Below are 14,540 nucleotides of genomic sequence, written 5' to 3'. Positions count from 1 at the left end.
ATGCGAACTGCTGCATCGGTTGAATTGCATACTTATGCAGAACAGATTTCCAACCAACGAGATGTTGTGTTGTCCAATCGCCATAAGCTCTTTTGACAGTCGCGGTGCCGTACTTGGCAACCTCGTCCAAAAGTTCTTTCACGACCGCGAACGACGCGTTATCAGCATCAATCAAAACCGCAAGCCTCGTTACATCTCCACCTGCCATGTTCGTGCCCTCCAGAATTAGTGTCCTAGTATCCAAGATTCATGAACCCGGGCAGCCTTTTCAGACGTAAGCCATGGTTATGCAAGTTGAGGCACAAGCTCCGAAAGTCTTTTTCCCAGTCGGTTCCATGCATCCCGCTTTTCCTCGGCGTAGTCGTATGTTTGGTATGTCCGTACAAGCTTGCTGGGCTCAACGTGATTCAGTACGCGCTCAATAATGGCCGGTGCAACATGTAGTGATTGCATCATTGTTGCGCCAGTGCGCCGCAAATCGTGCGGTACCCAGTCACCATTGACCAGCAATAGGACATCTGAATTCTTGGTGCGGTTGCTCATGGGCTTTCGACCAATTGCAGCCATTTGACGATCACGAACTTGCTTGGTCGTTGACTTCATGCACACATGGGTAGTGCCGCTGGTGTCAGGAAAACACCATTTGTCGTTTGTCGAAATCTGCTTGAGTTCTTGGAATTTCTTGAGCGCAACGGGAGATAGAAATACCGTGTGTGTTTTGCGGTTTTTGGCGTTCTCTTTCGGAATCACCCAGGTGCCAGCATTGAGGTCAACGTGTTCCCAGCGCGCTTGAATGACTTCACCGATGCGGCAACAGCAGGACAACATCAGCCACATGGCAATCTGAGTTCTTGGCATTAAGCCGGATTTAGGCAGCTTTTCGGCCAGTTCCCGCACCTCGTCATCGCTCAATGCACGGTTGCGTTCAGCGCCTTCGTACTCGCGCGGCAGAATTTTGTCCTTTTTGAGATCAATTTCGTCTGTCGGGTTTTCAAAGAGTTGTTTCCAAGCGCGCTTGCGACCAGCCCAGCGGAACATCTGTTTCAGGTCAGCAAACAGCGTGACTGAGATACGGTTCGAGCCACGATCAACTACGCCTCGCAGAATTTTCTCTATGTGCTCAGGATGCACGCTGCTCAATTTGAGGTCACCAACGACAGGAAATACATCGCGTGCGAACGAGCGGCGTAATTCTTTTCCGTTGTCTTTTCGGTCAACGGTTTCCACCCACGCATCGAATAAGTCGGTCAGCGTCTTGGATTGCGCAACTTCAACTTCCAGACGTTCGACTTCGGCTTGTCGTTCGTTATCCAATTTTATCTGGATGTCGATGCCATTGCGTGCCAGAGCGCGAACGTGAGTGGCTTTTTCACGCGCTTCTTTGAGGCCAAGCCGTCCGTCACCATCTCCATACAGTTCTGGCAGACGGTATTGACGCTCTTTGCCGTCCAACATGTAGCGCACCAGCCAAGTCTTGATGCCATCGACGGCTACTCGCAGTTGCAGCCCCTCGCCGTCCATCAGTTTGTACGGCTTGTCTTTTGGTTTGGCACTGTCAATCTGCTTTACGGTTAGGTTACCCATCGCATCATCCAAGTGGTAGTAAGTTTACCTTCCGTGTCCGAACGGTGTCCGAAAAAACGGTGGCATTCCTTAGATTATGCTGGATTTGATTGGATGCTGTATTTTTGTAAACTGTTGATTTTATTGAGTATATGGACGTTATTGGATTTTCATGGGCAATGAAGAAGTATGCTACGAACCAAGGGGTCGTCTACGAACCAAGGGGTCGTGGGTTCAATTCCTGCCAGCCGCACCAAACGTCAAGCCCTGGAATCGCGAGGTTCCAGGGCTTTTTCGTTACGATGTCCCGATATGGACACGTTTTGACTGCCTCAGTCGCTCATGAGCAAAGCCTTCACCAAAGAAACCGACGCGGACGACGATGACGAGCTGTCGTTGCCGCCTTTGCCCGCGGGCGGCAAAAACTACATCACGCCCGAGGGTTACGCCCGGCTCAAGGCCGAGCTGCTGGAGCTGATCGACAACGAACGCCCCAAGGTGGTGGAGGTGGTTCACTGGGCCGCCAGCAACGGCGACCGCTCCGAAAACGGCGACTACCACTACGGCAAGAAGCGGCTGCGCGAGATCGACCGGCGCATCCGGTTTTTGACCAAGCGGCTTGAAATTGCCGAGATTTCCGACCCTGCCGTGCACCATGGCAGCGACCAGGTGTTTTTTGGCGCCACTGTCACCTACATCGACAGCAGCGGGTCCGGACAGACGGTGACCATCCTGGGTATTGACGAGGCGGACAGTGCGCGCAACCAGGTCAGCTGGATCTCGCCGATTGCCCGTGCGCTGCTCAAGGCGCGGATCGGCGACGAGGTGAAGCTGGCAACCCCGGGCGGACTCAAGGACATCGAGGTGATGCAGGTCAGTTATCCGGCGCCGGACGCTGCCGGCGGGCGAGCGCAGGACATGAAGTAAACAGCCCCGGGGGGCGTTCAGACGCCTGGTTTGGCGCGCTGGACCCGCAACACCGACGGGGTACGCTTGACGCTGCGCATGACAGACGCGAGGTGGATGCGATCACGCACGGCCACATCAAAGCGCAGGTCGGTCGCATCCTGCGCAGGTTCCTGTCCCATGTCCACATGCGTGATGTCGGCCTCGGCGGCGGCCAGCGCCGAAGCCACGCGGGCGAGCACGCCTTTGCCATTGGTGACCGTGACCAGCAGACCGGTTTCAAAGGCACGGGTGGGTTCGTCCGACCAGTCAACCGCAATGAAGCGCTCGCTGTCGCGGTGCTGCAGCTTTTTGGCGACGGCGCAGTCGTCCGTGTGGACCACCAGGCCTTCACCGCGCCCCAGATAACCCACGATGGCGTCGCCCGGGATGGGCCGGCAACACGCGGCAAACTTCACCGAGGCGCCCTCGCTGCCATCCAGCACCAGCGCGCCCTGTGAAATCGACTCGTGCGCGGTGTAGCGCTCGCGGCTCATCAGCAAGGGGTCCGGTTTTTCGCCTGTTTCCGCCAGCAGGGTGACGATGCGCTTGGCGATCATGCTGGCGATCCGTTTTCCCAGGCCGATATCGGTGAGCAACTCGGCGCGTGTGCGGTTGCCGCTGAAACGCAGGATTTTTTCCCAGGTGGCGTGGTGGGCGTCGTCGTCCTCGGACAGCCTCTCGCGGTCTATGCCCTCGGCCCGCAGGGCTTGCGCCAGCATTTTCTCGCCCAGGTCCTGCGACTCGCTCAGGGCCATGGTTTTGAGGTGATGGCGAATCTTCGATCGGGCTTTGCCGGTGCGCACAAAACCCAGCCAGGCGGGGTTGGGGCTGGAGACCGACGCGGTGATGATCTCGATCACGTCGCCGTTGTGCAGCTCCGAGCGCAGCGGAACCTGCTCGCCATTGACCTTGGCGGCCACGGCGCGGTGCCCCACATCGCTGTGGATGGCGTAGGCAAAATCGACAATCGTTGCACCGCGCGGCATGGCCATGATCTGGCTTTTCGGCGTGAACACATACACGGCGTCGGGAAACAGGTCGATCTTGACATGGTCCCAGAACTCGGCGGCGTCCCGCGTTTCCTGCTGGATGTCGAGCAGGGACTGCAACCACTGGGTGCCCAGCCGCTGCGAGGCATCGCTGTCAGGGTCGGTGGCCTTGTAGAGCCAATGTGCGGCAACGCCGGATTCGGCCACGATGTGCATGGCCTCGGTGCGCATCTGGAATTCGATGTTGGTGCCGAAGGGCCCAACCAGCGTGGTGTGCAGCGACTGGTAGCCATTGACCTTGGGAATCGCGATGTAGTCCTTGAACTTGCCTGGCAGCGGCTTGTAGAGCTGGTGCAGCACGCCCATGGCGGTGTAGCAGGCCGTGACGCTGGCGACAATGATGCGAAAGCCGTAGATGTCCGTCACCTGCGCAAATGACAGGTGCTTTTCATCCATCTTGCGATAGATCGAATAGAGGGCCTTTTCGCGCCCGTAGATATGCACCTGGATGCCGGCGCTCGCAAACGCTGCTTCCACTTCGGACTGAACTCGCTTGATCACATCGCGCCGGCGGCCACGGGCGCGGGCCAGGGCCTTGGTCAGCGTGGCGTAACGCCAGGGGTACAGGTGCTGGAAGGCCAGGTCCTGCAGCTCGCGGTAGGTCGCGTTCAGGCCCAGGCGGTGCGCAATCGGCGCATAGATGTCCAGGGTCTCGCGCGAGATGCGGTTCCACTTGCTGCGCGGCACGTCGCTGAGCGTGCGCATGTTGTGGCTGCGGTCGGCCAGCTTGATCAGGATGACGCGCACATCGCGTGCCATGGCCAGCAGCATCTTGCGAAACGACTCGGCCTGGTTTTCCTCGCGGGTGTTGAATTCCAGCTTTTCCAGCTTGGTCAGGCCGTCCACCAGTTCCGCGACCGGCGCGCCAAAACGCTCGATCAGCTCCGGTTTGGTGACGCCGCAGTCCTCGATCGCATCATGCAGCAGGGCGGCCATCAGGGCCTGCGCGTCCAACTTCCATTCGGCGCACTGCTGCGCCACGGCGATAGGGTGGGTGATGTAGGGCAGGCCGCCGTTGCGTATCTGGCCCAGATGCGCTTCATCGGCAAAGCGGTAGGCGGTCCGGACGTTGTTGACGTCCTCGGCGCTCATGTAGTCCAGCTTGGCCGTGAGCGCAGCAAAACTCGCCGCGGCTGCGTTGGCGGCAGCCGGGGTGGAGGTGACGTTTGCGATGGGGAAATCCAGGGCGCTCATGCCTTAAATGTATCGTGGTGCTGATAAAACGTGCAAAAAGCGGGCATTACGCGACGTCAGGGAAACAAAAAAAGCACCGCAGGCGGTGCTTTTCTGGAGGAGAGGGAGGACGCCTCAGCTGGGGACTTTTTTCAGCATTTCGAGGCCGATTTTGCCTTCGGCGATTTCGCGCAAGGCGGTCACGCCAGGCTTGTTCTTGCTCTCGATTTTGGGGGCATGGCCCTGGCTGAGCATGCGCGCGCGGTAAGTGGCGGCCAGAACGAGCTGGAAGCGGTTGGGGATTTTTTCCAGGCAGTCTTCAACAGTGATGCGGGCCATGATGATCTCCGGGTTAAATGCAATAGGGGGAATGAAGCAGCAGCAGGTCAGGCAATGTGCAGGGCCTGGAAGGTCTCGGCGCGGGCACGTCTTTGGGCTGCAAACTTGAGCCGCTGGGCATGAACAATGGTTTTCAGGTCGAAAACGGCTCGTTCAAATAACTCGTTGATTATAACGAAATCGAATTCGTGGGCCTGGGCCATCTCGATGGCTGCGTTTTTAAGCCGCAATTCGATCACTTCCGGCGTATCCTCGCCTCGCCGCTCCAGCCGCGAGCGCAACTCTTCCCAGCTGGGCGGCAGGATGAAAATCAGCACCGCGTTGTTGAAAATACGCTTGATGTTGATCGCGCCCTGAAAATCGATTTCAAGAATGACGTCGGCACCGGTTGCAACGCGTTCCTCGATCGTTTGCCGCGAGGTGCCGTAACGCTGGCCGTGGACATGCGCCCATTCCAGGAAGGAGTCCCGCAGCACCATGCCGTCAAACTCCTCGGGCGAAATGAAGAAGTATTCGCGGCCATGTTTTTCCTGCCCGCGGGGCGGCCGGGTGGTGTGCGACACCGCCGGCTGCACCCGCGCATCGAGCTCCATCAGGGCCTTGACCAGGCTGGATTTGCCAGCTCCACTGGGCGCGGCGACAACAAAGAGATTTCCTGGGTAGTCCATATCGGCGGGTGGTGTAGGTTGTTGTTCTGGCCGGGGCTGGCCTTATTCAATGTTCTGGACCTGCTCGCGGATCTGCTCGATCAGCACTTTCATGTCCACCGAGACATGGGTGAGTTCCAGCGACCCGGATTTGGAGCCCAACGTGTTGGCTTCGCGGTGCAGCTCCTGGATCAGGAAGTCGAGACGTTTGCCGACTTCGCCGCCGGCGGCCAGCAGCCGGTCGATTTCGTCCAGATGGGAGGACAGCCGCGTGATTTCCTCCGCCACATCGATGCGTATTGCAAAGGAGGTGGCTTCCGTCAGGGCCCGGTCCTGTGCCGCTTCGGGCAGGGTGCTGCCGCCGCCCAGCGCCATGGCCTCCTGCCAGCGCTCCATGAAACGGATTTTCTGCTGCTCGACCAGCTTGGGCACCATGGGCACGGCCGAGGCCGCCAGCGCCCGCAGCTGGGCCGTGCGGTCCAGCAGCATCTGCGCCAGCCGGGCGCCTTCGCGCTCCCGGGCTGCCAGCAGGTCCTTCAGGGCTTTTTTGGACAGCTTGAGCAACTCGTCACTGTAGTCGTGGGTGGTTTTGTCTTCGCCGCCTGCCAGGCGCAGCACATCGGCCACACTCAGGGCCGCAGCGTGGGGCAGCCACGATTTCACCGTGTCTTCCAGGGAGCCGAGGCGCTGCAGCGTGCTGGCCGCCGGGGCGCGCAGGCTGCTGCCGGAGCTGCTCTCCAGCGAGACGCGCATTTCTATCTTGCCGCGCTTGAGCTTGCCGGTCAGCAGTTCGCGCAGGGCAGGCTCGGCCTGACGCAACTCATCGGGCAGGCGGAAGGCCAGATCCAGAAAGCGGCTATTGACCGAGCGTATCTCCACGCCCAAGCGTGCGCTGGCGTCCGTCGCTGCGTCCGTTTCCGGGGTATTTCGCGCAGGCGTGGATTGAACGGCTGCATAGCCAGTCATGCTGTAAACTGACATTTAGTTATACGCTTTTCGTAGAGAAACAGGACTTGGTGATCCCGTCACCTTGCTTAATCCCGAATTATGTCAAAGGTCAAGCCCGCGCCACTTCCACCCGATACCGTCATTGGCGGCTATCGCGTGGTGCGCAAGCTGTCGGCCGGCGGGTTTGGGGTAGTTTACTTGGCTGTTGACAACGAGGGCCAGCAGGTTGCCATCAAGGAGTACCTGCCGTCCTCGCTGGCCAGCCGCCCGCCGGGAGAATTGCTGCCCCAGGTGCAGCCCGAAAAACTCTCGCTGTACCGGCTGGGCCTGAAAAGTTTCTTCGAGGAAGGCCGTTCGCTGGCCCAGATCTCGCACGCGTCCGTGGTGAGCGTGCTGAACTTCTTTCGCGAAAACGAAACCGTCTACATGGTGATGAACTACCTGGAGGGCGGCACCCTGCAGGATTTCATCATCACCGCACGCGAACTCAAAAAACAGAAGGTGTTTCGCGAGTCGACCATCCGCTCCCTGTTTGACGAAATCCTGCGCGGGTTGCGCATCGTGCACCAGCACAAGATGCTGCACCTGGACATCAAGCCGGCCAACATCTTCGTGACCGACGACAACAAGGCCGTGATGATCGACTTTGGCGCCGCCCGTGAGGTGCTGAGCAAGGAAGGCAACTTCATCCGGCCCATGTACACCCCCGGTTTTGCCGCGCCCGAGATGTACCGGCGTGATTCCTCCATGGGACCGTGGACCGACATCTACGCGATCGGCGCCTGTATTTACGCGACCATGCAGGGTTATCCGCCCAATGACGCGCCGCAGCGGCTCGAAAAAGACCGTCTGTCGCTTGCACTCTCCCGTTTGCGCGGTGTGTATTCGGACAACCTCATTGAAGTGGTTGAATGGTGCATGTCACTCGATCCCCTGTCGCGGCCGCAGTCGGTTTTTGCCCTGCAGAAAGAACTCAGCCGCGAAGGCGAGCGGCGCTACACCAAGCTGACCGTCGGCGAAAAAATGCGGCTGCAGTTTGACAACATGGTGTCAGACACCAAGAAAACCGCGCGCAAGGCCACCGGCTTTGCGACGAAATTCAAATGAAATTCTCGGTCTTTCAGGTCAGTCGCAAGGGCGGTCGCGAGAAAAACGAAGACCGCATGGGGTATTGCTACACGCGCGAGTCGGGCCTGTTTGTGCTGGCCGACGGCATGGGTGGCCACCCCGAAGGCGAGGTGGCGGCCCAGCTGGCGCTGCAGACCATTTCTGCGCTGTATCAAAAGGAAGCCCGGCCACTGGTCAGGGACACCACCGAATTCCTCTCGTCGGCCCTGATGGCGGCGCACCACCAGATCATCCGTTATGCCAGCGAAAAAGGCATGCTCGATACACCCCGGACCACGGTGGTGGCGGCCATCCTGCAGGGCTCGGGCGCGACCTGGGTCCATTGCGGCGACTCGCGGCTGTACGTGGTGCGCGACGGCGAGCTGTTGACCCGCACGCGCGACCACTCCTACCTGGAGCAGCAAAACGCCGGCATCATCAAACTCGAGCGCCTGAACCGCAACATCCTGTTCACCTGCCTGGGTTCCCCGTCCAAGCCGGTGTTCGATATCGCCGGCCCGGTGGTCCTGCAGCAGGGCGACAAGCTGATGCTCTGCTCCGACGGCCTGTGGGGCACGCTGACCGACGCTGAAATTGTGCGCCACATGGCTGGCAACAGCGTGTCTGACGCCGTGCCCGACATGGTCGAACATGCGCTGCGCAATGGTGGCGAGCACAGCGACAACGTCACCGTGTTGGCCATGGAGTGGGAAACGCCCGACGCTTTCGAATCGACGCGCGGCGTTTCGACCGACAGCATCATGGACGGCGTGTTTGCGTCGACCATCCAGGCAGGCGTGCTCGACTCCAGCGTCGAAGACCTTGACGATGAGGCGATTGAACGCTCCATTGCCGAAATCAACGAGGCGATACGCCGCTCTGCGGCAAAAAAGGCCTGAGTTCCCCGCCTGGCAGCTTGGCCGCCTTCGCGCAGGTGCTGCCTTTGGCATGACTTCCCTTTTCTTTTTTTTCTGTTTCCCCGGGCGCAGTGACGCCAGAAAGCCCTGACCATGAGTTCATTTTCGCGAAGCAGCGCCCGTGCCGCCGACCAGTTGCGCCCGGTGCGCATCACCCGTGCCTACACCGCCTATGCGGAAGGCTCGGTCCTGATCGAGTTTGGCGCGACCCGGGTGTTGTGCACGGCCTCGGTCGAGGAGAAAGTGCCGGGCCACAAGAAGGGCAGCGGCGAGGGCTGGGTCACTGCCGAGTACGGCATGCTGCCGCGCGCCACCCACACCCGCAGCGACCGCGAGGCCGCGCGCGGCAAGCAGAGCGGGCGCACGCAGGAAATCCAGCGCCTGATCGGCCGCTCCATGCGCGCGGTGTTCGATCTGAAAAAACTCGGCGAACGCACCATTCACCTCGACTGCGACGTGATCCAGGCCGACGGCGGAACACGCACGGCCAGCATCACCGGCGCCTTTGTCGCGGCGCAGGACGCCGTCAACAAGCTGCTGGCCGAAGGCAAGCTCAAGGAGACGCCGATCATCGGCCACGTGGCCGCCATTTCTGTCGGCATCGTGCAGGGCACGCCTTTGCTCGACCTTGAATACATTGAAGACGTGAGCTGCGATACCGACATGAACGTGGTGATGACCGGCGCCGGCCACTACGTCGAAGTGCAGGGCACCGCCGAAGGAGCCGCCTTTTCGCGCCAGGAAATGGACGCGCTGCTGCGGCTGGCTGAAAAAGGCATCAGCGAGCTGGTCACGCTGCAGCAGCAGTCGCTCCTGAATTAATAGCTGCTTGCGCCCGTCCTGATTGGGCTGAAGCCATATTTTGCTTATGAAAATCGTACTTGCATCGAACAACCCCGGCAAACTGGCCGAACTGCAGGCCATGCTGGCGCCGCTGGGCGTGACACTGGTGAAACAGGCCGACCTGGGCATCCCGGAGGCTGAGGAACCTTTTCGAACCTTTGTCGAAAACGCCCTGGCCAAGGCGCGCCATGCATCACGGCTCAGCGGCCTGCCGGCGCTGGCCGACGACGCCGGCCTGTGTGTCGATGCCTTTGGCGGCCTGCCCGGTGTGGACACGGCTTTTTACGCCACGCAGTTTGGCTACGAAAAAGGCGACGACAACAATGTGCGCGCCCTGCTCGAACAGATGGTCGGCCTGGACCAGCGCCGCGCCGCGCTTGTCAGCACCCTGGTGGCCGTGCGTTCAGCCGACGACCCCGAGCCCCTGATTGCGGTGGGCCGTGTCAGCGGCGAGATCGCGCGCGAGCCGGTGGGCAGCAACGGTTTTGGTTTTGACCCGGTGATGTACATCCCGGCCTTCGGCAAGACCTTTGCGCAATTGCCGGTCGAGGTTAAAAACGCCAACAGCCACCGCGGCATGGCGGCGCGCCAGATGATGGACCTGATGCGCGAGCGCTGGTTGTGAGCGTTTCCGCTTTCTTCTCATGACCTTCCCCATTCCTGTTGTCAGTGCGTCGCCTGCGGAGGAAGCCGGGGCGGGACTCAAGGACATCCAGCACTACATGCGGGACGGCACGCTGCAGCTCAGCGCCTTGCCGCCGCTGTCGCTGTATGTGCACCTGCCCTGGTGCCTGAAGAAATGCCCCTATTGCGATTTCAACTCGCATGAAGTTTCTGGCGAGTTGCCCGAGCAGCGCTACCTGGACGCGTTGATGGCCGACCTTGAAGCCTCGCTGCCGTTGATCTGGGGCCGCACGGTGCACAGCATCTTCATTGGCGGCGGTACGCCCAGCCTGTTCTCGCCGCAGGCCATCGACCGCCTGCTGGGCGACATCCGCGCGCGGCTGCGGCTGGAGCCCGACTGCGAAATCACGCTCGAAGCCAACCCCGGCACATTTGAGAAACACCGCTTCAAGGCCTTTCGCAGCGCCGGTGTCACGCGGCTGTCGGTTGGCGTGCAGAGTTTTGACGACAGGCACCTGAAAACCCTGGGCCGCGTGCATGACCGCGCCCAGGCCATTGCCGCGGTCGAAGAGGCTGCGCAGTCCTTCGACACCTTCAACCTCGACATCATGTACGCGCTGCCGGGCCAGACGCTGGAGAACCTGGAGCAGGACATGCGGCAGGCGCTGGCGCTGCAGCCGCCGCATATCTCGATTTACCACCTGACGGTCGAACCCAACACGTATTTCGCCAAATACCCGCCGGTGCTGCCGCAAGAAGACGACGCCTACGCCATGCTGGACCGCATCACCGAACTGACCGGGGTGGCGGGCATGGACCGGTATGAGATCTCGGCCTACGCCAAGCCCGGCCACCGCTGCCTGCACAACCTGAACTACTGGAAGTTCGGCGACTACCTCGGCATAGGCGCCGGTGCCCACAGCAAGCTCAGTTTTGCGCACCGCGTGGTGCGCCAGGTGCGCTTTCGGGAGCCCAGGCTCTACATGGACAAGGCGCTCGCCGGCACGCCGGTGTCGCAGGACAACGAAATCAGCCGCGCCGACTTGCCGTTTGAGTTCATGCTCAACGCCCTGCGCTTGCGCGAGGGCTTCAAGCTGCAGGACTTTGCCGAAAAAACCGGTTTGCCGCTGACTGCGATCCAGGCCGGGCTGGACGAGGCCGAACGCAAGGGCCTGATCGAGCGCGACTTTGCGCGTGTCAAACCGACCGAGCGCGGCTTTGACTTCCTGAACGATTTGCAGACGCTGTTTTTGGGGGATTGAGAGCCAGTTTGCAGCAGGCCTTGCGCACTGCCTTGCGGGAAGCGATGCACTCTTCAAATGTAAAAAAGCCGCCGACAGCAATTGCTGAGGGCGGCGTTGTTTGGCGGAAGCGGTGGCTTTCGAACCAAATGGTAACCGGCTTAGGCCGGTTTTTTGTTTGTAAATCAAAAGTTTGCCTGTCATTTCTGACAGGCTGCAATTCTCAGATTGATTTGCCGTTGACTATCGGCGATGAATCATCCGTATAACTGGTCGGCCAACACGGAACCACAACAGCAGGGAGCGGCTTCGCCGCGTGTGTTGCGGTCCGGTTGCCTTCGACGTTGAGCGTCTGCTTTTTCGCAATTGTGAGACCGCCTTGGGCCCTTAGCGGTAGTTACCTCTTCTTCAAAGGCGACATTCGGTGGTAAACACCAGCGAGGTGGTCAGCGTTTAGCGGAATGGTGGTCAATGATTGTCAGCAGCGGCAGGCTACTACACCAAGTGGTGGATGGAGCGGGAGGGCTGCGAGGACCTGGAAACTGTCCTTTGCATGCACCAGGTAGAAAAAGCCGGCAAGTGCCATCCCCGGGGCATGGACTTGGCCGGTCGGATCAGCGAGGGCAAGGCCGGCCGGGCCGAGGCGCGGGAGCTGCTGGCGGCAGTGAAGGAGGAAGTGGCAGCCGAGGCGGCCGACAAGAAGGCGGCGAAGAAGAAAGCGGCCGAGCAAGGCGCGCTCGAGCTGGACGGCAGCGGCAGCAGCCAGGAGAAGGAAGCGCCAGTGTGGTCAGCCGACCGGGCAATCCGGGAACTGAACATGGCTCTGGAGGAAGAAGGCCATGCGCCGGTTGCCGAGCTGATCGCTGGCCTGACCAAGGTGCAGCAGCTGGAGGTGGCGAACATCCACAAGGCGGACTGGAATGCGGGCAAGGTGTTCTGCAAAGGCACCGATGTGCAGAAGCTGCGCGGCCTGCACAAGCACATCGAGCAGAACTACTCAGCGGATGAGTGGCAGAGCGCGGCGTTTATCTTGGGCTGCTCGAACATCAAGCTGACGCTGGCGGATCTAGCAGGGGAGGTGCATCAGTTGATGCATGGGTGATTTGCCTGAGAAATGGAGTGAGTTCGAAACACCTCTAGCCATTTACTCGACTATGAAGGTAGCGGTGTCAAAAATGAATCCAGACTTGTTACCAAGTTTTTGAGGTGCGGTATTTTTTTTGTGAGCTCAAGATACAGAAGCGAGTAATCGAGACACGCAACGGTATCTTGAGCGGGTTTGGCATAAGTTTTTCCACCGATCTGGTATGACTTTGCAAGATCTTCCGTAGGAGTCAAGCGGAGGGCCATATCCTCAACCTCTGGATTGAAACCCAACTTAGCGACAATTTCTGCAACGGTAATACTAGGATCTATCTTCGGGAAATGCGTGCATTCGGCCAAGAACCAAGCTTCTATCTCCATAACAGCTAGTACGAAATCGACGGGGGTTAAAGTCGTCTCAATGCCAGCTCTAAGATTTCTCTCAAGGAGCGGGATATCGTTATAAGCGGTGTGTGGCCTGACATCCCGAAGCCCAATAATCTTCTCATAGCCCGCTGCCGTCAAAGATTTGTGTTCTTCAACAATGCGTGGCTTGACCTGATGATCCCCCCCGCAATCGTAAAGCAGAATATAAAACTCCTGATCGTCCACCGGACCTGCGGCTTCGATGACTGTGATCTGCCTCGGCTTCAAAACACCGCCCGAGATTCTCCGCTTTTCAATTACAACTCTGTGCGCTCCAGCCACCTCGCTAATTAGCTTTTCGACAAATAAAACTTCTGTAAAGCCCTCTACAAACACAGCAAGTCTGCGCATTGAGTCATGCTCCTTCGCCGATGGGTTCGTTGATTACATCAAGCTCCAGAAAAGAAAAGTTGCTCAATCCCGTGAATTTAAAATTTTCGAAAATCTGGCGAGAATTCTCTATGTTTTTAAAGCTGACGCGGTTGCCCTTCCTCTGTGCGACTGCCCATTCTTCAAGAGGCACCTCATTCATCACAAATCGATCATTCGTCGAAATTACGATCTGAAGCTTGAACTCCTCTGCCTTCTTCCGGAGGAGACTAATCAAGCGACAAGACCGTTCAAAATCGAGTCCTTCACCGATATCGTCAACCAAAATGCAACTCCCTTTGCCTTTGAGCTGGAAATAGTCGACATTGATTAATAAACTGAGTACTCGATACATCCCCTGGGACATGCCAATCTGATCTGTGAAACCCTCTAAGTCTTTTTCCTTCAAGAGCAATCCATGTATTTCGCCGTTAGGCGTCGGCGGCAAAACAACAGATACAGGGGCCCCTATGTCTATTGAATCCAAGTAATACCCGACTTCCTTCATGTCTTGAATAAGAGCTGAAGTAAAACGGTCACCAAAGTCTCGTTTGCCATTGCGAAACAGGCCAACGACAGCCTTTTGATCTCTCTCGTTTATTTCGGCGCCGTTCGCAGCGAACACGGCAAACAGATCTTTACCCAAATTTGATCCGAACTGGAAATGGCGCAGCGCCGCAGCCCATTGATAAAGCGGTTCTAAAAAACTATGCTGAATCGAATCTCGGCGAGTAACAGCGGCAAACTCGGACGGAGGTGTTTGGAAATCGATATATGACCCTTTGTCAATTTTTTCCGCCCAGATTTTTCCGACACCTCCTGGACCGCGCTCTAAAGATACTTTACCGTCGATCACAAGTGCCTCAGCCATGACCTCTCCGCTCGCACAGACACAGTGGTATGTATAGATTTTTTCTTCATGCTCGAATTCACAGTTGTATGTGCCGGATACTGAAGGGGGCTGCAAGCCGGAAAGGTGGCGAGCCAAGCCATTAATCACATTTAGGGTACGGGACTTTCCTGACGCATTTTTTCCGACCAGCAGCGTTTTCTGACCCAGCAGAAGTCTTTCCAAGCTCCACTCTTGAGCTTCACCATTGCGTTCGGAATATTCAATCGATTTCAGTTTCATATCTCGCTCCTCGTTCATCAGCTGCGGCCTAGATGTGAGACAACTGATATGTTCGAGATTATCGTCCAGAGTTATATCTCAGCCGATAACACATTCTTGCCGAGAATAAGTACGATTTCATCCTCCGAATA

At 58.4% G+C, this 14,540-nt stretch carries 15 protein-coding genes; 7 read left to right on the top strand and 8 right to left on the bottom strand.

What is annotated here, in order from left to right; all coding sequences use genetic code 11:
- Both B7X65_RS04320 and B7X65_RS04315 read right to left on the bottom strand, forming a co-directional pair.
- Window positions 1-208, bottom strand: a 208-nt coding sequence (locus B7X65_RS04320) for an NYN domain-containing protein (RefSeq protein ID WP_293592997.1), incomplete at its 3' end; no start/stop codon positions are given.
- Window positions 209-285: 77 nt separating this feature from the next.
- Window positions 286-1,584 carry a site-specific integrase gene (locus B7X65_RS04315; RefSeq protein WP_293592995.1) on the bottom strand — a complete coding sequence of 433 codons (1,299 nt, stop codon included), beginning with the start codon at window positions 1,582-1,584 and terminating at the stop codon, window positions 286-288.
- 321 nt (window positions 1,585-1,905) lie between these two features.
- Here B7X65_RS04315 and greB point away from each other — a divergent pair, with 321 nt between their 5' ends.
- On the top strand, window positions 1,906-2,490 hold the full coding sequence (greB, locus tag B7X65_RS04310) for a transcription elongation factor GreB (RefSeq protein ID WP_293592992.1): 585 nt from the start codon (window positions 1,906-1,908) through the stop codon (window positions 2,488-2,490).
- A 17-nt stretch (window positions 2,491-2,507) separates the two neighbouring features.
- On the opposite strand, the gene B7X65_RS04305 is transcribed toward greB, so the two are convergent.
- The 4 genes from B7X65_RS04305 to B7X65_RS04290 all read right to left on the bottom strand — a co-directional run bounded on the left by B7X65_RS04305 (window position 2,508) and on the right by B7X65_RS04290 (window position 6,700).
- Entirely contained in the window at window positions 2,508-4,754 is a 2,247-nt protein-coding gene (locus tag B7X65_RS04305) for a bifunctional (p)ppGpp synthetase/guanosine-3',5'-bis(diphosphate) 3'-pyrophosphohydrolase (RefSeq protein ID WP_293592990.1), read from the bottom strand.
- Between the two features lie 114 nt (window positions 4,755-4,868).
- Window positions 4,869-5,072: a DNA-directed RNA polymerase subunit omega gene (gene rpoZ / locus B7X65_RS04300; RefSeq protein ID WP_096662930.1), complete on the bottom strand. Its 204-nt coding sequence runs from the start codon at window positions 5,070-5,072 to the stop codon at window positions 4,869-4,871.
- A 47-nt stretch (window positions 5,073-5,119) separates the two neighbouring features.
- Window positions 5,120-5,740, bottom strand: coding sequence for a guanylate kinase (gene gmk, locus B7X65_RS04295; protein WP_293592988.1), 621 nt, complete (start codon window positions 5,738-5,740; stop codon window positions 5,120-5,122).
- A gap of 42 nt (window positions 5,741-5,782) precedes the next feature.
- Window positions 5,783-6,700 carry a YicC/YloC family endoribonuclease gene (locus B7X65_RS04290; protein WP_293592986.1) on the bottom strand — a complete coding sequence of 306 codons (918 nt, stop codon included), beginning with the start codon at window positions 6,698-6,700 and terminating at the stop codon, window positions 5,783-5,785.
- Window positions 6,701-6,766: 66 nt separating this feature from the next.
- Between B7X65_RS04290 and B7X65_RS04285 the strand changes: the two genes are divergently transcribed.
- The 6 genes from B7X65_RS04285 (at window position 6,767) to B7X65_RS04260 (ending at window position 12,501) form a co-directional block, all read left to right on the top strand.
- Window positions 6,767-7,774 carry a serine/threonine-protein kinase gene (locus B7X65_RS04285; RefSeq protein WP_077592949.1) on the top strand — a complete coding sequence of 336 codons (1,008 nt, stop codon included), beginning with the start codon at window positions 6,767-6,769 and terminating at the stop codon, window positions 7,772-7,774.
- A complete protein-coding gene (locus B7X65_RS04280) occupies window positions 7,771-8,673 on the top strand; it encodes a PP2C family serine/threonine-protein phosphatase (RefSeq protein ID WP_293592984.1) in 903 nt (300 codons plus the stop codon). The genes B7X65_RS04285 and B7X65_RS04280 overlap by 4 nt, the downstream gene beginning before the upstream one ends.
- A 111-nt stretch (window positions 8,674-8,784) precedes the next feature.
- A complete protein-coding gene (gene rph, locus B7X65_RS04275; protein WP_293592983.1) occupies window positions 8,785-9,513 on the top strand; it encodes a ribonuclease PH in 729 nt (242 codons plus the stop codon).
- Window positions 9,514-9,559: 46 nt separating this feature from the next.
- Window positions 9,560-10,159 carry an RdgB/HAM1 family non-canonical purine NTP pyrophosphatase gene (gene rdgB / locus B7X65_RS04270; protein WP_293592982.1) on the top strand — a complete coding sequence of 200 codons (600 nt, stop codon included), beginning with the start codon at window positions 9,560-9,562 and terminating at the stop codon, window positions 10,157-10,159.
- 19 nt (window positions 10,160-10,178) lie between these two features.
- On the top strand, window positions 10,179-11,420 hold the full coding sequence (gene hemW / locus B7X65_RS04265) for a radical SAM family heme chaperone HemW (protein WP_293592981.1): 1,242 nt from the start codon (window positions 10,179-10,181) through the stop codon (window positions 11,418-11,420).
- A 532-nt stretch (window positions 11,421-11,952) separates the two neighbouring features.
- Window positions 11,953-12,501, top strand: a complete 549-nt coding sequence (locus tag B7X65_RS04260; RefSeq protein WP_293592979.1) for a hypothetical protein — start codon at window positions 11,953-11,955, stop codon at window positions 12,499-12,501.
- Between the two features lie 50 nt (window positions 12,502-12,551).
- Here B7X65_RS04260 and B7X65_RS04255 read toward each other — a convergent pair whose 3' ends face one another.
- Both B7X65_RS04255 and B7X65_RS04250 read right to left on the bottom strand, forming a co-directional pair.
- Window positions 12,552-13,259: a hypothetical protein gene (locus B7X65_RS04255; protein WP_293592977.1), complete on the bottom strand. Its 708-nt coding sequence runs from the start codon at window positions 13,257-13,259 to the stop codon at window positions 12,552-12,554.
- A 4-nt stretch (window positions 13,260-13,263) separates the two neighbouring features.
- A complete protein-coding gene (locus B7X65_RS04250; protein WP_293592975.1) occupies window positions 13,264-14,409 on the bottom strand; it encodes a hypothetical protein in 1,146 nt (381 codons plus the stop codon).
- Between the last annotated feature and the right edge of the window lie 131 nt (window positions 14,410-14,540).

Origin of the sequence: Polaromonas sp. 39-63-25 (assembly GCF_002278925.1) — a bacterium.
In the GTDB taxonomy this organism is placed as follows: Bacteria; Pseudomonadota; Gammaproteobacteria; order Burkholderiales; family Burkholderiaceae_C; genus Polaromonas.
This window is presented reverse-complemented; position numbering and strand designations above follow the sequence as displayed.